Annotated in this window: 18 protein-coding genes; 6 read left to right on the top strand and 12 right to left on the bottom strand. The window is 73.2% G+C overall.

Going from position 1 to position 18629, the window contains the following annotated elements:
* Positions 1-3: 3 nt before the first annotated feature.
* The 11 genes from ACFY7H_RS13695 to ACFY7H_RS13645 all read right to left on the bottom strand — a co-directional run bounded on the left by ACFY7H_RS13695 (position 4) and on the right by ACFY7H_RS13645 (position 11347).
* Complete coding sequence (locus tag ACFY7H_RS13695; RefSeq protein ID WP_388937625.1) at positions 4-1881, bottom strand: lasso peptide isopeptide bond-forming cyclase; 1878 nt, start codon at positions 1879-1881, stop codon at positions 4-6.
* Between the two features lie 140 nt (positions 1882-2021).
* Entirely contained in the window at positions 2022-2129 is a 108-nt protein-coding gene (locus ACFY7H_RS13690; RefSeq protein WP_158688462.1) for a keywimysin-related RiPP, read from the bottom strand.
* A 1364-nt stretch (positions 2130-3493) separates the two neighbouring features.
* A complete protein-coding gene (locus tag ACFY7H_RS13685; protein ID WP_388937624.1) occupies positions 3494-5095 on the bottom strand; it encodes a phytoene desaturase family protein in 1602 nt (533 codons plus the stop codon).
* A gap of 16 nt (positions 5096-5111) precedes the next feature.
* Positions 5112-5570 (bottom strand): SRPBCC family protein, encoded by a 459-nt coding sequence (locus ACFY7H_RS13680; protein ID WP_388937622.1) that lies wholly within the window; start codon positions 5568-5570, stop codon positions 5112-5114.
* Between the two features lie 2 nt (positions 5571-5572).
* Positions 5573-6508, bottom strand: a complete 936-nt coding sequence (locus ACFY7H_RS13675; protein ID WP_388937620.1) for an SDR family oxidoreductase — start codon at positions 6506-6508, stop codon at positions 5573-5575.
* Positions 6509-6766: 258 nt separating this feature from the next.
* Entirely contained in the window at positions 6767-7951 is a 1185-nt protein-coding gene (locus ACFY7H_RS13670) for a zinc-dependent alcohol dehydrogenase (protein WP_388937618.1), read from the bottom strand.
* A 189-nt stretch (positions 7952-8140) separates the two neighbouring features.
* Positions 8141-8662, bottom strand: a complete 522-nt coding sequence (locus ACFY7H_RS13665; protein WP_388937616.1) for a DUF4142 domain-containing protein — start codon at positions 8660-8662, stop codon at positions 8141-8143.
* Between the two features lie 494 nt (positions 8663-9156).
* Complete coding sequence (locus ACFY7H_RS13660; RefSeq protein WP_388937614.1) at positions 9157-9753, bottom strand: DUF1360 domain-containing protein; 597 nt, start codon at positions 9751-9753, stop codon at positions 9157-9159.
* Positions 9754-9932: 179 nt separating this feature from the next.
* Entirely contained in the window at positions 9933-10400 is a 468-nt protein-coding gene (locus tag ACFY7H_RS13655) for an SPW repeat protein (protein ID WP_388937612.1), read from the bottom strand.
* Positions 10401-10600: 200 nt separating this feature from the next.
* Positions 10601-10879 (bottom strand): GlsB/YeaQ/YmgE family stress response membrane protein, encoded by a 279-nt coding sequence (locus ACFY7H_RS13650; protein ID WP_388937610.1) that lies wholly within the window; start codon positions 10877-10879, stop codon positions 10601-10603.
* 81 nt (positions 10880-10960) lie between these two features.
* Positions 10961-11347, bottom strand: coding sequence for a hypothetical protein (locus ACFY7H_RS13645; RefSeq protein WP_388937608.1), 387 nt, complete (start codon positions 11345-11347; stop codon positions 10961-10963).
* A gap of 23 nt (positions 11348-11370) precedes the next feature.
* Between ACFY7H_RS13645 and ACFY7H_RS13640 the strand changes: the two genes are divergently transcribed.
* The 4 genes from ACFY7H_RS13640 to ACFY7H_RS13625 all read left to right on the top strand — a co-directional run bounded on the left by ACFY7H_RS13640 (position 11371) and on the right by ACFY7H_RS13625 (position 15948).
* Positions 11371-13272 carry a helix-turn-helix domain-containing protein gene (locus ACFY7H_RS13640; RefSeq protein ID WP_388937606.1) on the top strand — a complete coding sequence of 634 codons (1902 nt, stop codon included), beginning with the start codon at positions 11371-11373 and terminating at the stop codon, positions 13270-13272.
* A gap of 86 nt (positions 13273-13358) precedes the next feature.
* Positions 13359-14303 carry an ABC transporter ATP-binding protein gene (locus tag ACFY7H_RS13635; protein WP_388937604.1) on the top strand — a complete coding sequence of 315 codons (945 nt, stop codon included), beginning with the start codon at positions 13359-13361 and terminating at the stop codon, positions 14301-14303.
* Positions 14300-15286: an ABC transporter permease gene (locus tag ACFY7H_RS13630; RefSeq protein WP_388937602.1), complete on the top strand. Its 987-nt coding sequence runs from the start codon at positions 14300-14302 to the stop codon at positions 15284-15286. The genes ACFY7H_RS13635 and ACFY7H_RS13630 overlap by 4 nt, the downstream gene beginning before the upstream one ends.
* Before the next feature lie 272 nt (positions 15287-15558).
* Entirely contained in the window at positions 15559-15948 is a 390-nt protein-coding gene (locus ACFY7H_RS13625; RefSeq protein ID WP_388937600.1) for a GntR family transcriptional regulator, read from the top strand.
* Here ACFY7H_RS13625 and ACFY7H_RS13620 read toward each other — a convergent pair.
* Positions 15930-17141 (bottom strand): MFS transporter, encoded by a 1212-nt coding sequence (locus tag ACFY7H_RS13620; protein WP_388937598.1) that lies wholly within the window; start codon positions 17139-17141, stop codon positions 15930-15932. The two genes, ACFY7H_RS13625 and ACFY7H_RS13620, sit on opposite strands and share 19 nt — an antisense overlap.
* 72 nt (positions 17142-17213) lie before the next feature.
* On the opposite strand from ACFY7H_RS13620, the gene ACFY7H_RS13615 reads away from it, so the two are divergent.
* Both ACFY7H_RS13615 and ACFY7H_RS13610 read left to right on the top strand, forming a co-directional pair.
* A complete protein-coding gene (locus ACFY7H_RS13615) occupies positions 17214-17969 on the top strand; it encodes a DeoR/GlpR family DNA-binding transcription regulator (RefSeq protein WP_388937596.1) in 756 nt (251 codons plus the stop codon).
* Between the two features lie 5 nt (positions 17970-17974).
* Complete coding sequence (locus ACFY7H_RS13610) at positions 17975-18610, top strand: HAD family hydrolase (RefSeq protein WP_388937594.1); 636 nt, start codon at positions 17975-17977, stop codon at positions 18608-18610.
* The last annotated feature ends 19 nt before the right edge of the window (positions 18611-18629 follow it).

Here is an 18629-nt window from a genome sequence, read left to right as displayed (position 1 = left end):
GGATCACCTTTCCCGTTCCGTCAGCGGGCGCCGCCTCGGGGACGGCGTCATCTCCCGGGAGCGCAGCCATACTTCGCAGGCCACCGTCGGGTGCAGCAGGTAGCTCTCGCTCTCGGCCGAAAGGGCGCGGCGGCACCACTCGCGCAGTGCCTTCGCGTCGACGAGACCCAGCCGGGCGAGGCGCGACTCCTCGCACAGGGCCAGCAGGCGGGCACGGTGGCGGCGCAGTCCCGCCTCTTCCTCGAAGGTGGCGTTGGCCTTGGTGCCGCGGGTGCGGCTGGCCTCGGGGACGATGCCGCGCATGGCCTCGACGATCAGCGGCTTGTACCGCCACGGAGTGATCCGCTCCTGCGGCCGGACGGCGAGGGCTGCCTCGATCACCCGGTCGTCGTAGTAGGGGGCCGCGACCGTGATGCCCAGCGGGGCGGCCATCTGGCCGATGTGCCGGGTCCATTGGGAGATGCCGTCCATCGCGGCCAGCTCCCGGTGCTCGCCGTGGCCGCGGCCACGGGGCTCGGCGTCCGGGAGGTGGGTGCGGAGCAGCTCGCGCACCGCTTCCACGGCCTCGGGCGTGGCCCAGCCGGGCATGCGGGGCGGTGCCGACCAGTCGAGCAGCGGTTCGTCCGCCGGGGCCGGGGGAGCGTCCAGGTCGCGGGCGACCCGGCCGAGCCAGGCCCGGTAGGAGCGGCGGTCCAGCAGCTGGCGCAGCACGCGCCATCGGGACCACTGGTACTTCGCGGTGTATCCGCGCAGGTCCCGCAGCGCGGTGAGGGGATGCGTACCCATCAGCGCGTGCAGGCGGGCGGGCGCTCCGGCGAGGAGTTCGTCGCCGCCCAGGCCGGTCAGGTGCAGGCTCGATCCGCGGGCTGCCGCCAGGGCGACGATGTGCATGCGGCGGTTGCGGTCGACCGTGAGGATGCTGGGGGTGTCCAGGAGGTCGTCGAGTACGTCGATCCCGTCGAAGGTCATGGCCAGTTCGGCCGCCGGGACGACGTGGTGCTCGACCGTTCCCAGGGCTTGGGTGGTGCGGCGCGCCCAGTACACGTCGTCGCCGAGTTCGTCGTGGATGGCGGCGGTGTACGCCGTGACCTTCGCGTCCCCGAGGGCGGCGGCGCAGCACACGGCGGTGGAGTCGAGGCCGCCCAGGTCCGCCGTCACCAGCTCGCGCCCGCGTGTGCGCGTGGCGACGGCGGCGGTCAGCGCCTCCCGGAAGCGCACGGCGCCTTCGGCCAGGGACAGGTGCGGCTCGGGCGGCGACCACCAGCGGGTCTCCTGTGCCCGTCCGTCGGGGTCGAGCGTCAGGTAGTGGCCGCCGGGCTGGGCGTGTACGCCCTTCCACATCGGGGAGCCCGAGAGCGGGTGCGGCACGCCCAGGGTGAGCAGTTCGAGAGCGAGCCTGCGTTCGTCGAGCGGGGCGCCGACCAGTTCGGCGAGTACGTCCGCCCGGTCGGAGGCCAGGCTGACGCCACCGGCTGCCGGGAGAGCGGCATCGGTGAAGAACACCCGCCTGATGCCGACGACGCCGCCCTGGACCCGGACCCGTCGGTCGCGGCTGGCCACGAGGTGGAGGCTGCCGGCCCAGGTGGCGCTGATGCGGTCGAGCGTCGACAGGGACGTGCCTTCGACGGCCGCGGCGGCGCGCCGGGCCGCTTCCGCGGTGACGGAGTGTTCGCCGAGCACGGCGATGCGGGTTCCTCCGCACTCGCCCACCACCATGTTGGAGGGTGTCCAGCGGCCCACGAGCCAGGGGCGTCCAGATGGGTGGCGCAGGGCCTGGTCGGCGTGGGCGAGCGCGTGGGCGGCGACGGTGGCGGCCGCGTCGGTGTCGGGCAGGACGGCGAACCAGGCGGGCAGGGCCTGGAGTGACAGGGACTCTTCCACGACTGCGGCCTTCGGTCGGCGATGTGCGGGAAGCGGGTGGCCGGGTGGCGGGTGGCCTGATGGCCGGGTGGCGGCTGAGTGCCGCCACCCGCGGGCCCGGCCGCCACCGCCCGGTTCAGCGGCGCGGCCGGTCCCTCATGTCAGAGGAGCTGCTTGCCGCCGAGGACGTCCTTGGGCCCCGTGTTCTTGATCCCGGTCACCTTGCGGAAGCTGCCGGCCTTGGTGAGGGTGGGGCGCTCATACGTCATGGTCGAACTCCTTTTCGCTGTGGGGACGAGCGGTCTGCATGCGCATGCGGCGGTTTCCGATACGGAGATCGGCTATTCCGCTTTCACCACGCTACGTAGGACGAGCGGATCATCACAGGGCGCTTCCGGTTCGCAGGCGGTGCGCCCACGGCGCTCGCGTGGCTCCGCGCGCCGCAGCACGGCTCCGCCCGCCGCCCCTTTCGCGGACATCCGACCGCATGCGCCTCGCCCGTAACATCAGGGACGCAAAAACATACTTTTCGGCGGTGTGGGAAGCGGCGCGGCCGCTGCGTCCGAACACAGCAGTTCTTCCTGTCACATCTGGCGCTTCGGGTGGCGTGATGCTGAAAGTGCGGCAGTCGACCGACCTCGCCGGGGGCGATCCGGCGGGATGACTCGGCTTCGGCCCAACCGGCATGCCCGTCCCGGCCGCACCTCGGACACCGGCTCCATGACGCATGCCGGCGGTCATCGACCCCGGCGAGGACCAGCGAACGTGTGCCGACGGAGCCCCGCCCCCGACCGGCTGACCTGCGCATGAACGGCCGGTACGGGGGAAGACGCCCGCTGACCACCTCCGGCCCGGCACGAGGCAGGAGCAGTGAAGGAACGGTGGGCACCCATGGAGCGGAGACAGCCGAGTAATCGTCGCGGCATGGCGTGCGACCCGCGCGATGAGCACGCGAACCCGTGGCAGGACCTCAAGGGTGTTCTCGACCAGATGTTCGCTCTCGTGGAAGGTCGCACCGCGTCCGTCTACGGGCCGACCGCCGAAGCCCGGCGCACAGGCGGTGGACGTCGCGGCGGCCGGGACCCAGAGACACGCGGACGCGGCGGCCACCGCACATGAGCGTTCGGGAGACCGCCGCCGCGTCGGATGCCGTGCCCGTGCAGGGCACCAGGACGAGCCGGCGGAGTGGGTTCGCGTCGCGCGCCTGACGGCCGGGCTGACGGCCGGGCCGAACCGACGCACCCGCACCCAGCCTCATTCCGGCGGAAGCCGGCGCCGACCTGCTGTTCCGATTCGTACCGTGCCCGAGCAGCGGCCCGACCAGGCCGCCGACCAGTTGCGCGTCTGGCCGGCCGGGCACGGCAGGAGCCTCGTGCGTCTTGCCGTGGGGCGCCCAGCCGCGAGGGCCTCGGCGGGCGCCGCCCGTAGGGGTGCCCGGCGCTAGGCCGTCTCTTCCGGATCTTGCTCCCCCAGCTACCGCTGGGAGGTGCCCCCAGACCCGCCACGCCTGGCACGGCACCTCGCCGCGTCGTCGGCACAGCCGAGTACGTCCAGTACGCGCGCGGTGCCTCCGCCTCGCGAGGCACCGCACCAGACGCCGCGGGCTTGACCGGCAAGATCCGGAAGAGACGACCTAGACGGACCGCGAGAGCCGTCGACGGCGCACGGTCAGGACCGTCGGCAGGTGGCGCCGCAGGGCCGCTCGGGCCGCGTTGGCGCCCGGCGCGCCGTGCACACCGCCGCCCGGGTGCGCGGACGCGGAGGCGAGGAAGAGGCCTTTGACCGGCGTTTCGGGGCGTCCGTTGCCGGGCACGGGCCGGAAGACGAGCTGCTGGTGCAGGGCGGCCGTTCCGCCGTTGAGGGCGCCGCCGCGCAGGTTGGCGTCCATCGCCTCCATGGTGGGAGGGGCCAGGATCCGTCGCCGTAGGATGCGCGAGCGGAAGCCGGGGGCGTAGCGCTCGACGACCTCCTCCATGCGGTCGGCCATGGCTTCGCTCTCGCTGCCCTCCCAGCGCCCGGTCAGGCCCTGCCCGCCCGCGTCGCCCTTGATCCGGTGCGGCAGGTGCGTGTAGGCCCAGGCGGATTCCGTGCCCGCCGGTGAGCGCGTCGGGTCGGCCGCCGTCATCTGGCCGAAGATGAGGAAGGGCTCCTCGGGCACGAGGCCCATGGCGATGCGGGCGGCGAAGGCGGTGAGGCCGTCGATGCCGTCGGCGAGGTGCACGGTGCCCGCTGTCGCCGCCCGCGGGGCCGCCCAGGGCACGCGGGAGTCCAGTGCCCAGTCCACCTTGAACGTGGCGAAGTCCCACTGGAAGCGCCGCAGGTCCTTCATGACGCTGCCGGGCAGGTGCTCCTCGCCGACCAGGGACCCGTACAGCGCGGGGGCCGACACGTCGGCGAGGACCGCCCTCCTGGCCGGCACACGTTCACCCGTGGCCGTGCGCACGCCGACGGCACGGCCGCCCCGTACGACGACCTCGACGACCGGCGTGCCGCAGCGGACCGCGCCGCCCCGGCGCTCCAGCCGTCGTACCAGGGCGGCCGTGAACTCGCCGGCGCCGCCGGCGGGGACGGGGAAGCCGTGGTGCTGGCCGAGCATCGACATGAGCCATCCGTAGCCGCCGCTGCCGGCCGCCTCGGGGGGCAGGTCGGCGTGCAGGGCGTTGCCCGCGAGGAGGAGGGCTCCCGCTTCGGCCCGGAACTCCTCCTCCCCCAGCCGGCGCACCGGCAGCAGCAGCCGCCGTACGAGCGCCAGTCCGCCGCTGCGGCGGACGCCGTCCAGGAGCCGGGCCGCGGGAACCAGGGGCGGGAAGGGAGTGAACAGGCCTCGGACGATGTCGGGGCCGAGCCGTTCCCAGATCTCGCACAGGTCCGTCCACGCGCCACCGTCACCGGGCGCGAACTCCTCCAGTCCCGCGGCGGTGTCGCCGGGTAGCCGGTCCAGCACAGCGCACCGGCCGTCCGCCAGAGGGTGGGCGAGCACGCACGGCGCGTGGCTCCAGGCGAGGCCTTCGCGGTCCAGGCCGAGGGAGGCGATGACGGGCGAGGCGGCGGCCAGCGGGTAAAAGGCGCTGAACAGGTCGCTGACGTAGTCGGGGTGCACCCCGCGGTCGCTGCGCACGGCACCTCCGGGTTCGGGCTGCGCCTCGAACACCTCCACGCTCCAGCCGGCGTCGGCGAGCAGGTTCGCGGCGACCAGGCCGTTGGGGCCGGCTCCGATCACGATCGCGTCGGGCATCGCGTCTCCCTCGTCGTCAGGCGCGTTCGTGCGTGCGGGCTCCGGCGTATTCCTCGACGACGTTGGCGAGCCGTCTGAGCATGTCGCGATGGCGCAGCTGGATCAGGGCGTCGAACGCGGCGTTGTGCAGGGCGCCGACGATTCCCCGCAGCGGGTGCTCGTCCACGATGACCAGGGACTCCTCGCCCCACGGGCGGACCTCGATCGCCACCCGCGCCGTGCCGACGGGGCCGCTGTCGACTTCCAGCTCCAGCTCGGCGGGGACGTCGACCCGCCGCACGACCGTGGTACCAGAGCCGGTCCACGGTCCGATCCGGACGGTGTACTCGATGGCCGAGTCCAGCTCGGGCCACCGGCCGCGGGCAACACGCGAATCGCTGGTGCCGACCACCCAGTCGGCGTAGCGCGAGCCGTCGGCGAGTACCGCCCAGACGTAGTGCGGGGCGGCGTGGATCAGTCGGTGTCGTACGGCCATGGTTACTCCTCAGGGTGGAGGTACGGATCGGGGTTCGGCCCGCCGGCCCGGACGGGGCCCGCGGCAGCGCCGCCGGGACCGAGGAGGCCGGTGGGCGGCAGGGGCGCATCCCCGCGGCCCGCGAGGACCTGCCGGGAGCGGAGCGCGACGACGGGTGGCAGGAGGGTCCGCGCCGCATACACCCCGCGTAGCCACGGCGGGGCGTAGATGTGCGCGGACCGGCGTTCGATGCCGCGGACCATGGCCCGGACATAGGGGGCGGGGTCGTGGATGACGGAGGCCGGCCAGGGCAGGTGCGTCCGCAGTTCGCGGAAGACGACTGTCTCGTCGGCTTCACGGATCAGGGCGGTGTCGGCCCAGTTCAGGTAAGCGACGCCGACACCGACGCCGCGGTGAAGGACCTCGGCGCGCAGGGCGTGCGCGAACGCCTCGGCGCCGGCCTTCGAAGCGCAGTACGCGGTGAGCAGAGGGGCGGGCGCGAGCGCCGCCATGGAGGCGACCTGCAGGTAGTAGCCGCGGGTGCGCAACAGGTCGGGCAGGAAGCAACGGGCCGTCAGGGCGCTGCCGACGACGTTGACCTCGATCACCCGTCGCCAGGCGTCGGAGTCGCAGTCCAGCAGGGGCCCGCCGATGGCCACGCCCGCGTTGGCGACGACCACGGACGGCCTGCCGAGGGTCAGGCGTACGGCTTCGGCGGTGACGGCGAGCTCGTCGGCATGGGTCACGTCCACGGTCCAGTGGGCAGCGCCGGGCAGGTCCGCGGCGAGGCGGGCGAGGCGCTCGCCTTCCAGGCCCACCAGCGCCACCCGGGCGCCGTGACGGGACAACGCGTACGCAAGCCCCTGGCCGAGGCCGCGCGCGGCGCCCGTGACGACGGCGACGCGGCCCTCCAAGGGCCCCGGGCCACCCGGATGGGCACGCCGACCGCAGCTGGTCATGCCGGGCGTCTGCCCGCCCGGCCGACGCCTACACGGCCCGGGCCGGAGCGGTGAGCGGTGCCCGCCTCCTGCCGGGCAGCGGCGGTCCGCAGGGGCCTGCGCATCGGGCAGCGGCCATGATCCGAGGCTTCGCGGATGTGGTCGGCGGGGCGGTGCTCCAGCGGGATCGTCGCGGCGCAGCCGAAGGCGACGTCGCGAGCGGATGAGACAGGGACGCTGCTCGGTTGCCACCACGTGGGCAGAAACACCCGGGTCGGGTCAGGGAGTGAAGAGGACTTTGACAGCGCCGTCCTGCTTCTTCTGGAACATCTCGTACGCCGCCGGAGCCTCGGCCAGGGGCAGGCGGTGCGTGGCGAAATCCTCCACGCCGAGAGGGTCGGTATCCGTCAGGAGCGGGAGGAGATCGTCCACCCAGCGCCAGACGTTGGCCTGGCCCATGCGGAGCTGCACCTGCTTGTCGAACATGGTCAGCAGCGGGAGGGGATCGGCCATGCCGCCGTAGACGCCCGACAAGGAGATGGTGCCGCCCCGCCGGACGAGGTCGATGGCCAGGTAGAGGGCGGAGAGGCGGTCCACTCCAGCGCGCTGCATCATCTTCGCGGCCAGTGCGTCCGGCAGCAGGGTGGTCGCTTTTTGCATGCCCTTGGCCAGGGCGGCGCCATGGGCTTCCATGCCGACGGCGTCGATGACGGAGTCGGGGCCACGGCCGCCGGTGATCTCCTGGACGGCCTTCGTGATGTCGTCGCCGTACTCGTTCAGGTCGAATGTGCGGACCCCGCGGGCCTGGACGCGACGCAGGCGTTCCGGTACGAGGTCGATACCGATCACCGTGCCCGCTCCCCGGTGGGCGGCGATGCGGGTGGACATGTCACCGATCGGGCCGAGGCCGAGTACGGCGACGCTGCCTCCGGGCGGTACGGCGGCGTAGTCCACGGCCTGCCATGCGGTGGGCAGCACGTCGGACAGGTAGACGAACCGCTCGTCCGACGGTCCCGGCGGGACCACGATGGGCAGGGTGTTGCCGAACGGCACGCGCATGAATTCCGCTTGCCCGCCGGGGACGTGACCGTACAGCTTGGTGTAGCCGAAGAGGGACGCCCCGTTGCCGTGCTCGCGGACCTGGGTCGTCTCGCACTGCGAGTGAAGCCCCTGTCCGCACATGAAACAGGTGCCGCAGGAGACGTTGAAGGGGATGACGACGCGGTCTCCGGGCCGCAGGGCCGTCACCTCGGGGCCGACTTCCTCCACGATCCCCATCGGCTCATGTCCCAGGATGTCACCGGATTCGAGGAAGGGGCCGAGGACCTCGTACAGGTGCAGGTCCGAGCCGCACAGGCCGGTCGTCGTCACCCTGACGATCACGTCGGTCGGGTCCTGGATGCTCGGATCCGGGACCGTGTCGACCCGTACGTCGCGCTTGCCGTGCCAGGTCAGTGCTTTCACGAGATCACCTTCATTCGGTTGCGTCGGATGTGCTGAAGCGGGGTCCCGCTCTTCTCCGTGCCCAGTGCTCTCACGCGGCCCGTTTACCAGCGAGCAGGGAGTCCGCGCCGGTCCCGGTGAACAGGCCGGCCGCATCGCCGAATGCGCAGACGGCCGGCCTACAGGTACCGAAGGTCCATCCACCAGGTGCTACATGGTGTGGCAGGTGCCGCCGCGGACCATGTCGAGGTGCATGGCGACGACCGGGCGGGCCTTCTCGGCCGCACTGGTAACGGCCACCTCGCTGCCCGATTTGATCTGCTGGTCGATCAGCGCGAGGGTCTTGGTGTGGCCGGCTTCCTGGTCGGCGAGCCAGGCGGCGTCGTACCCGGCCGTCCCTGCCTTCTCCTGGACCGCCTTCGTCTTCTGCTGCTGCTCGGCCGTCGGCGCGGTCGGCAGCGTCACGTTGATCTTGCCGGCGAGCGCCTTCAGGTCCGCGTCCAGCTTGTGGTGATCGGTGACCAGCTTCGCGCCGACGTCCTTGACGCAGGAGGTCATGGCGTTCTTCTGCGCATCCTGGCCTGCGGCTATCTCGGCCAGGTTGCTTTGGTGCGCGGCCCGGACGAAGGCGGTGTCCTGGTCTCCGGCGGGCGCAGCGGCGAACGTCGCCGGGGCGCAGACCCCGCTCACGGCGGTCATGACGGCCGCCGGAATCAGCAGACGATGACGCATCGCTCTCATCTCCTTCCACGCGGCCTGGGCCAGAACAGCCACAGCCGGACTCTCGGTCGCGTTCCTCCTCAGCCCCTACCCGGTTCCGGCCCGCCAAACGGACCGGCTCCCTCACGCGGGACATGCCGGCATCCCCCCGCCCGACTGAGCGACCAGCCGGGAGGAGCCGGAGAGGAAACGGCCCGGGTGAGGGGCGTGAGGAGCGTGCGCCTGCTCGTGCGCGGCCGGGTGGGCATGGACGGCCCAGTCAGGACGACGGGCAACGAGCACGGAGGGCTGCTGAGGGACCGGTCATGGACCCAGGAGTCGGACGAGGCGGAAAGAGGGCAGAAGCCGGGTGCGGCCCCGCGCAGCTGGGCCGTCGTCTTCTCGGTCGTCCGGAGCGCCACGACGTCGGCACTGGATCATGAGGCGACGCCTCGCCCACAGGCGGGCACCGCACACTGCCGCTGACCACCGGGACTGACCGCGCCGCCTGCGAACAGGCCGGCGTCCTACTCCTCGGCCTTCTGCTGCAGGGCGCTGTAGGCCAGCTGCAGGGCGTCCGCCCCGGCGAGCGCCGTGAGCGCGCCGGTGACGATCCGCACCTGGCGCGGCCACAGTATCTGAGCGCCGGTCAAGGTGGTCACCACCCAGACCGCGACGCAGAACGGGCAGGTGGCGAGGGCGCCCACTGCGCCACCCAGCCCGGAGTCGGTCCGGGGCTCCTCCGTGACCTCGGAGGGCCCGGCCGCCTCCTTGAACCGGGCGAACGGCGCACGTAGCGGGCTCGTCACCACGCCCTTGCTGAGGAGCCTGCTGAGGCGGAAGGTCGCCACCGCCGTGAGGGCCAGGTCGCCGGCACGGAGTGCGTCCGGCACGCTGCGACCGTGTCGGCGCAGTACGGCCGTCCACGCGGTGGCGTACAGCCCGAAGACCGCCATCGACCCCGCGTAGCCGGGCAGTTTGGCCTCCTCCCCACCGCCATAACCCTGGATCAGCCCGGTCAGGCGCGTGTGGATTCGGGACCGCTCAAGGGCGTCCCCCGGAGCGCCGGACACATGGGCAGACGCGCCGAGGCGGTGGGTGGGGGGCGTGCTGTCACTGTTCACTACGTGCCTTTCCGAAGGAACCGGCTCTAGCTGAAGGGGCACTCGGTCACCGGGTGCCCGGTGGGGCCCCCGTGAACCGCTCGTGGGCGAGACGAGCACCGCGCAGGGTCTTGCCCTATGTCATGGGGAGCCCCTGGGCACATCGCACCCAGGGGCTGCCCGCCCCCGGGTTGGCGTCGTCAGCGGGTTCCCGGCATGCGTGTCCCGGGGCCGTGGCGGCTGGTGTCGTTGTCGCGGGCGGCGGAGGCCGCGGCGAGGGCGAGAAGGGTGGCGATGACACCGGTGATGAGGTTGCTCGTGATCGAGCGGGTGTGGGCGACGTCGCCGGCGACGACCCAGGGGGCGACGCAGGTCCAGATTCCGATGGCGGCCGCGGCCCAGGCCATGGAGTGGGTGCGCTCGTAGGAGTTGCCCAGGCCACCGAGGAGGAGCATGTAGGCGATACCGGCGATGAGGTTGGTGACCGCCAGGGTGGTGAAGCCGTTGAAGCCGACGATCCAGGGAGAAGCGGCGAGGTAGAGACCCGTGAGCAGGGCCAGAGCCTCGACCATCTGGGCGCGCGGGGTGGCTGCCGCGCGGTCGTGCCGGGCGCGCAGTTCCATCAGGTCGGGGTGCTCTTCGATGGATGCGCGGTGGGTTGACGCCATGGTGACCTCCAGAGAGGGTTGATGACCCGCGCCTACCCCACCATCGGAAGATATGCGGGCAAATGGGACGCCGATTGTCGCGGGGCTTTCCGCCGATCACTCCGGCCCCGCTCCGATGTGCCAGGCCCGATGACCGGCAAGGGAACGGCTCCGCCCTCAGGAGAAGGCGGAGCCGTTGTGCCCGTGTGGGACAGGGTCGCTCAGGCGTGGCGGTGGTGGCGCTTGTTGCCGGTGACCAGTCGGTAGACGGCGAGGAGGATGACGGAGCCGATGATGGCGGCGATCCAGGTGGAGAGGTCGAAAAAGCCGTCTATGGAGTCGACGCCGAAGATGACCTTGCCGAGCCAGCCGCCGAGCAGGCCGCCCGCGATACCGATCAGCATGGTGATGATGATGCCGCCCGGGTCCTTGCCCGGCATCAGTGCCTTTGCGATGAAGCCCGCGAGCAGTCCGATCAAGATCCAGGCGATGATGCCCATGCGCTTCTCCTACCTCGATGAACAAGCTGGTGTCAGTCCGTCTGCACCGTGTTGAGGTTTCCAAACGTCTGGATCCGTTGATCATCGCGGCGGCACTCCTGTCCGGCTGCCGCCCGTCTTTTCCCAGTCGATCTCCTGGCCCGGCCTGCGGGCACGGGCGATGGCGGCCTGCGGCCCGGTCAGGGCTTCCACGGTGTGCGATGCCGGGCCCGGGTCCGGTCGTCGGCGCTGCCGGGCCCGGCCGGTGGCCCGGTACCAGGAAGCAGCCACGACGGCGGCTACGGCCGCTTCGACCAGATCGCCGCCGCAGTACAGGACCTGCGCTCCCGTACGCAGGTCGGCGGGGGTGAACAGCAGGCCCGCCGCCAGGACGTACGTGCGGACGGGGGAGACCGCGCCGGCCGCCCGCGAGACCCGCGGCCGCAGCCTTGACCGGCCCGCAGGAACGGCCCCGCCCGTCCCCGTCAAGGGCTGACGGGGCGGGCGCCCGTATGCTCACCACCGTGACGGAAGGCATACGGGAGCTGCTCGGTCTGCTGGCCCAAGGGGCTCCGGCGGAGGAGTTCGCGCGGCCCTCGGCCGCGGCGCGGGCCGCCGGCGCCTCCGAGGCGGAACTGGCCGCCCTCGACGAGGCGACGGAGGTGGCGCTGGAGGTCCACCGGACCCTGGGCCGGCACCGCACCCGGGAGGCGGAGCTGACCGCGCTGTTCGACACCGCCGGGGACCTGGCCGCGCTGCGCGACCTGGACGCGGTGCTGCGGGCGATCACGCACCGGGCCAAGCAGTTGCTGCACACGGACGTCACGTACCTGTCGCTGATCGACGAGGCGGCGGGCGACACCTTCATGCGGGTGACGGACGGTTCGGTGTCGGCGGCGTTCCAGCAGCTGCGCCTCGGCATGGGTGAGGGGCTCGGCGGTCTCGTCGCCCAGACGGCCCGCCCGTACGCCACCGGGGACTACCAGCGCGACCCGCGCTTCCAGCACACCGGGCCCATCGACAGCGCCGTCGGCGAGGAGGACCTGCACGCCATCCTCGGTGTCCCGCTGCGCCTGGGCCCGACGGTGATCGGAGTGCTCTTCGCCGCCGACCGCAGCCCGCGCGAGTTCAGTCCGCGCGAGGTGGCGCTGCTGTCCTCGCTCGCCGACCACGCCGCCGTCGCCATCGACGGGGCGCGGCTGCTGGAGGAGACGCGCCGGGCCCTGGCCGAACTGGGCGCTGCGTCCCGCACCATCCAGGAGAACAGTGACGCCCTGCGCCGGGCCGAGCGGGCGCACGACCGGCTCACCGGTCTGGTCCTGCGCGGCGGTGACGTCGCCGAGGTGGCGGCCGCGATCGGCGTGCTGCTGGAGGGCGGCACCCTGGTCCACGACGCCGACGGCACGGAGCTTGCCCGCGCGGGGACCGGGCCCTGTCCCCCGCCGGGCGGGGCCGTGGCCGCCTCCCGGTCGGGCGGCAGGGCCGTCGCGGAGGGCGGTACCTGGGTGTGCGCCGTGCTGGCGGGGCCCGAACTCCTGGGCAGCATCACCCTGACCGGCCGGCCCGGCCTCGACGAGGCCGGACGGCGCCTGTTCGAGCGGGCGGCGACGGTCACGGCCCTGCTGCTGCTCCTGAGCCGGTCGGTGGCGCAGACCGAGGACCGGATACGCGGCGAGCTGCTCGGGGACCTGCTGAGCCCCTCGGCCGATCCGGCCGGCCTTGCGGTGCGCGCCCGCCGTCTGGGCGTGGAACTGGCCCGGCCGCACGCCCTCTTCGTCCTGCACAGCGAGACCGCTCCCCGGCCCCGTCTGCTCACGGCCGCCGCGCACCACGCCCGCGAACGCCGGGGCCTGGCCGGGGTCCACCACGACCACGCCGTATTGCTGGCCCCGTCGGAGGCCACCGGGGCGGACGCCGCCGGGCTCGCAGCGGCCCTCGGCCGGAGCGTGGGCGCGCCCGTCACGGTGGGTGCGGCGCGGGCGGACGGCGGTCCGGCGGGGCTGCCCGCCGCGCACGCGGAGGCGCTGCGCTGTCTGTCGACGTTGCGCGCGCTGGGGCGTGCCGGGGACGGGAGCACCCTGGCCGACCTGGGGTTCCTGGGTGTGCTGCTGGGTGACCGTCCGGACCTGTCGGGCTTCGTGCGGACCGTGCTGGGGCCGGTCCTGGACTACGACGCCCAGCGCGGCAGCGAGCTCGTGCACACCCTGCGGGTCTATTTCGCGGCGGGTATGAGCCAGGCGCGGGCGAAGGAGGCCCTGCACGTCCACGTGAACACCGTGGTGCAGCGCCTGGAGCGGATCCGCCGCCTCCTCGGCCCGGACTGGCAGTCCCCCGACCGCTGCCTGGAGCTGCAACTGGCCCTGCGCCTTCATCAGGTGTCGGCGCCGACGGCTCCGGGGCCGGCTTCCCCCTGATCGGCGCGGCCACCGTTTGACAGGGCCCCACCCCCACTCCATGATTCCATTATTTATCTAGTGGATTCAGTGAAAAGGGGGAGCCCGTGCGGAGCACGACCACTTCCGGCGCGGCCGACGGCCGATGGGCCATGGAGGCGCGCGGGCTGGGCAAGAAGTACCGGCGGGGCTGGGCGCTGCGGGACTGCTCCTTCCGGATACCCGCGGGCCGCATCACGGCTCTGGTGGGCCCCAACGGCGCCGGCAAGAGCACCCTGCTGAACCTCGCGGCCGGCCTGGCGCAGCCGTCGGCCGGTGACCTGAGGATCTTCGGAAGGCCCGCGGGCTCCCCCGGGTCCATGCCCCTGTGGGCCTATCTCGCGCAGGACAAGCCGCTGTTCAAGCGGTTCACGGTGGCACAGACCCTGCGGCTGGGCCAGGAGCTCAATCCGGCCTGGGACCAGGCGCTGGCCGAGCGGATCGTCCGCGCGGGAATGGTCCCGCCCGACGCCCGGGTGGGGGACCTGTCGGGCGGTCAGCGCACCCGGGTCGCCTTCGCACTCGCCTTCGGCAAGCGGCCCGAGGTCCTGCTGCTGGACGAGCCGATGGCCGATCTGGATCCGGTGGCCCGGGACGAGATGGCCGCCCTGCTGCTGTCGGAGGCGGCCGAGCACGGGACCACCGTACTGATGTCATCCCACCTGCTGAGCGAGATCGAGCCGATGTGCGACTACGTACTCGTACTCGCCGACGGCCGCGTCCGGATGGCCGGGGAGACCGACGAACTGGTCCCCATGCACACCCTGGTCACCGGCGTGAGCACGGACGTCGGGCTGCCCGCCTCCCTGAACGACCACACCGTCATCGAAGCACGCACCTCCGGGCGCCACTTCACCGCGCTGGTACGGCGCGAGGGCCCGCTGGACGACGCGTGGCAGCGGGCGGAGCCGAGCATGGAGGAAGTGCTGCTCGCCTACCTCCGCTCGCCCGGGGCCCCCGCGCTGCTCTCCCCCACGGCCGCCCCCCTGCACCGAGAGGAGTCCGCGGCATGAGCGCCCCCGCCGAGGGCCTCACCCGTCCGGACACCGCGCCCGCCCGCCCCCGACGGCTGCGCGGGCTCGCCTGGCTGCTGGCGCGCCAGCACCGCACCGCCCTGATCACCTGCGCCGCCCTGACGGTCCTCGGCTCGGCCTGGATCCTGTACCAGCGCGCGGCCATGCTGGACACCCTGCACGCCACCGGCTGGCCGGTCACGTCCCCCCACGCCCTCGACAGTGCCGTCCACAACCGGGCCGCCAACGAACTCGACTCCTTCGGCGGCACGCTCGGATTCCTGCCCGTGCTGTTCGGCGTCCTCCTGGGCGCCCCGCTGATCTCCGCCGACCGGGAGCACGGGACGGCGCGGCTGGTCGCCACCCAGTCCGTCCCGCGCAGCCGCTGGCTGCTGTGGAAGCTGTGCTCGGCCCTGGTGCTGGCGGCGGTCCCGACGGGGATCCTGAGCCTCCTCTACCGGTGGTGGTGGCACTCCGCCGGGCCCCTCGCCCCCGAGGACTGGCTGAACGGGCCGGTGTTCGGCGCCACCGGGCCCGTCCTGGTGTCCGCGGCCCTGTTCTGCACCTCGCTCGGCATCACGATCGGGGCCATGGCCCGCCGGTCCCTGCCGGCCATGGTGGCGACCTTCTTCACCGCGTCCGCCGCCCTGTTCGCGGCGGGGCTGCTCAGGGAGCGGCTCGCCACGCCGCGTACGCTCGCCTATCCGCTGGGCTCCACCCAGCCGGCCGCGCTCGACCACGTCGTACAGGTGGACCAGTGGATCGGCACCGCCTCCGGCAGGCTCTACGGCTGGGGCACGTGCGTGCACGACAGCTCGCCCGAGGGCTGCCGGGCCTCCCTCGGCATCGTCAACTCGGTCTGGGAGTACTTCGGTACCGACCAGATGGCAGGCATGCAGTGGACCGCGGCCGGGATCTTCCTGGGGCTGAGCGCCCTCCTCGTGGGCGCGTTCCTGCGCCGGGCCCGGCACTCGGCGCTCTGACGCGGCCGTCCCCGCCGGACACCCCCTAGGTCGTCTCTTTCGGATCTTGCCGGTCAAGCCCGCGGCGTCTGGTGCGGCGCCTCGCAAGGCGGAGGCACAGCGCGCGTACTGGGCGCACTCGGCTGTGCCGACAACGCGGCGAGGTGCCGTGCCAGGCGTCGCGGGTCTGGGGGCACCTCCCAGCGGTAGCTGGGGGAGCAAGATCCGGAAGAGACGGCCTAGGCTGGAACGTCACCCGTGAAGGATCGAGAAGCAGCAAGGAGGCGGGCACGGTGGTCGTGTTTCGCATCGAACGCCGCAGCGGCCTGCCCGCCTACCTCCAGATCGTGCAGCAGGTGGAGCAGGCCCTGCGGATGGGGGCGCTGACCGAGGGCGACAAGCTGCCGACGGCGGCCCAGGTCGCGGCCTCCACGAAGGTCAACCCCAACACCACGCTCAAGGCCTACCGCGAGCTGGAGCGGTCCGGTCTGGTCGAGGTGCGCCAGGGCTCCGGCACCTTCATCACCCGCTCGCTGGCCACCCCGCAGACGGCACCGGAGTCCCCGCTGCGCACCGGTCTCGGAGAGTGGATGCGCGAGGCGCGCGAGCAGGGCATGAGCGCCCGCGACGTGTCGACGCTCTTCGCCGCGGTGCTCGGCGAGCACTACCCGCCCGCCCCCTGACCTTCCGGCCGGAGGGCGCCGGCGGCGAGGGCGGCGAAGGCGCAGCAGGCCACCGGCAGCAGCAGGGCCGGCCCGAGCGGTACGAGCCGGGTCAGCGGACCGATCACCGCGGGGCCGGCGAGCATGCCCAGGTAGCCGAGGCCCGCGACGCGGGAGACGTTGACCCCGGCCGCCTCCGGGTCGGCGCGGCCCGCGGCGCTGAAGAGCTGCGGGACGCAGCCCGAGAGGCCGGCGCCGAAGAGGGTCCATCCGGCCAGGGCCGCCGGGACGCCGGGCGCGACGACGGCCAGGGCCAGTCCGGCGCCGGCGAGGGCGGCCCCGTAGCGCAGGACCGCGACGGGGCCGGTGCGGGCCGTCAGGCGGTCGGCGAGGAACCGCCCGGTGGTCATGGCGGTGGCGAAGGCCCCGTAGGCCAGCGCGGCGGTGGCGGGGGACGCGCCGAGGGAGTCCTCGAGGTGGAGGGCGCTCCAGTCGTTGGCGACGCCCTCACAGAGCATCAGCAGGAAGGCGAGCACGGCGAGCATCCGCACGCGCGGGGAGGTCCGGCCGGCGGGCCGCCGCTCCGGACTCCCGGCCCGCCCGGAGTCGCGTCCCAGCAGGGCGGGGGCGGCCAGGAAAGCGAGGACGACGCCGAGGAGGGCCGTGGCACCGAGGGTGGCGGCGGCCGGCAGTCCGAGGCCCAGGGCGAGGGCGCCGGCCAGGGCGGCGAGGGCTCCGCCGACGGAGAAGACGGCGTGGAAGGCCGCCATGACGGGGCGTCCGTAGCCGCGTTCGACCTGGACGGCGTGGGCGTTCATGCCGACGTCGAGGCAGCCGTTGCCGAAGCCGAGCAGCAACAGCGCCGCGCCCAGGGTCCAGGCGTCGCCGGCCAGCGCGGGCGGCACCAGTGCGGCGGCGCACAGGGCCGCGCCGGCGGGGACGGCCGTAAGGGCCCCGAAGCGGTCGGCGAGCGGCCCGGCCAGCCGCATGCCGGCGAAGGCACCCGCCCCGAGGAGGAGCAGGAGCCAGCCCAGGAGGGCGTGGTCGACGCCGGTGCGCCGCTGCACCACCGGGATGTGCACGATCCACATGCCCATGACGAAGCCGTTGAGGGCGAAGTAGGCGAAGGTGACCCGCCGGGCCTTCCGCAGGCGTACGGACGGGGGCGGAGCGTGGGGGTCCCGGAGAGCCCGAGGCCGTGTGAGTCGCTGCATGCGATCGAACGTAACAAACATCAATCATGTTCGGAACTTGCCTTTCGAACATTCGCATTGTTCAATTCGGGTATGAGTGTCGACCGTCTGAGACAGATCACCGACGCCGTCCGCGCGAGCGGCAGCCGCAGCGTCACGGAGCTCGCGGAGCTCACCGGCGCCTCCGAGATGACCATCCGCCGCGACCTGGAGGTCCTCGCCGGCCAAGGGCTGCTGGAGCGCTACCGGGGCGGGGCGCGGAGCCTGCTGCTGCGCGGGGAGGAGCCGCCCTTCACGCTGCGCGCCCGGGACGGGCTGGAGGCCAAGCGGCGCATCGCCGCCGAGGTCTCGGCCCTGCTCGCGGACGGGGAGTCGGTCGTCCTGGACAGCGGTACCACCTGTCTGGAGGTGGCCCGCGCCCTGCACCACCGCCGGCTGACCGTCATGCCGCTGTCCCTGCACGCCGCCAACGCCCTCGCCGACGCGCCCCGTATGACGCTGCTGCTGCCGGGCGGGGCACCGCGCAAGGGCGAGCTCGCCCTCACCGGGCCGCTGACCGAGGCCTCCCTCGCCGCCCTGCGCTTCGACACCGCCGTCATCGGCTGCTGCGGCCTGAGCGCGGAACACGGCCTGACCGCCTACGACCTGGCGGATGCCGCCGTCAAGCGCGCCGCGATCGGCTCCGCGCGCCGCGTGATCGCCGTCACCGAGTCGGCGAAGCTCTCGCGCACCGCCCTGGCACACGTGCTGCCCGCCTCCGCGCTGCACGCCGTGGTCACCGACCAGGGGGCGCCGCAGGACGAGACCGACGCGCTGGCCGCGGCGGGCGTCACCGTACGGAAGGTGTGAGGGCCTTGGACGAGATCCTGCTGTTCGACATGTTCGGCGTCATCGCCCGTCACCAGTCACCGGCCGGCAGGGAACGCCTGGCCGGGACGGCAGGTGTCTCCGGCGACGCGTTCTGGGAGGCCTACTGGGCACTGCGGCCGCCCTACGACAGCGGAGGGGTGAACGGACCGCGGTACTGGCACCTGGTGGCCGAAGCCCTCGGCACCCGCTTCGGCCCGGAGCGGGTCACCGCGCTCGTGGAGGCCGACATCGCGAGCTGGAGCGCCGTGGACGCGGAAATGGTGGACCTGATCGGGGAACTGGCCGCCGCCGGGCGGCGGATCGCGCTCCTGTCGAACATCCCGGAGGAACTCGCCGTCCACTACGAGCGCCACCACCCCTGGCTCTCCCACTTCGAGGCGCTCGGCCTGTCCTGCCGGATCGGCCACGCCAAACCGGCGGCCGGCGCGTACGCCTGGTGCCTGCGGGCGCTGGACGCGGCCCCGGGCCGGATCCTGTTCGTCGACGACCGGCAGGAGAACGTCGACGCCGCCCTCGCCCTCGGCATGCGGGGCCACCGCTTCACCTCCCCGGCCGCGCTGCGCCGGGTACTCGGACCTGCCTCCGGGGGCTCCGTCGCCGGACCGGGCACGGTCCGGTGACCCGCCTGCGGCGGTGAGG

The sequence above is a fragment of the Streptomyces sp. NPDC012794 genome, assembly GCF_042901085.1.
GTDB lineage: Bacteria > Actinomycetota > Actinomycetes > Streptomycetales > Streptomycetaceae > Streptomyces.
Note: the sequence above shows the minus strand (reverse complement) of the source record. Positions and strands in the feature narration are given on the sequence as shown.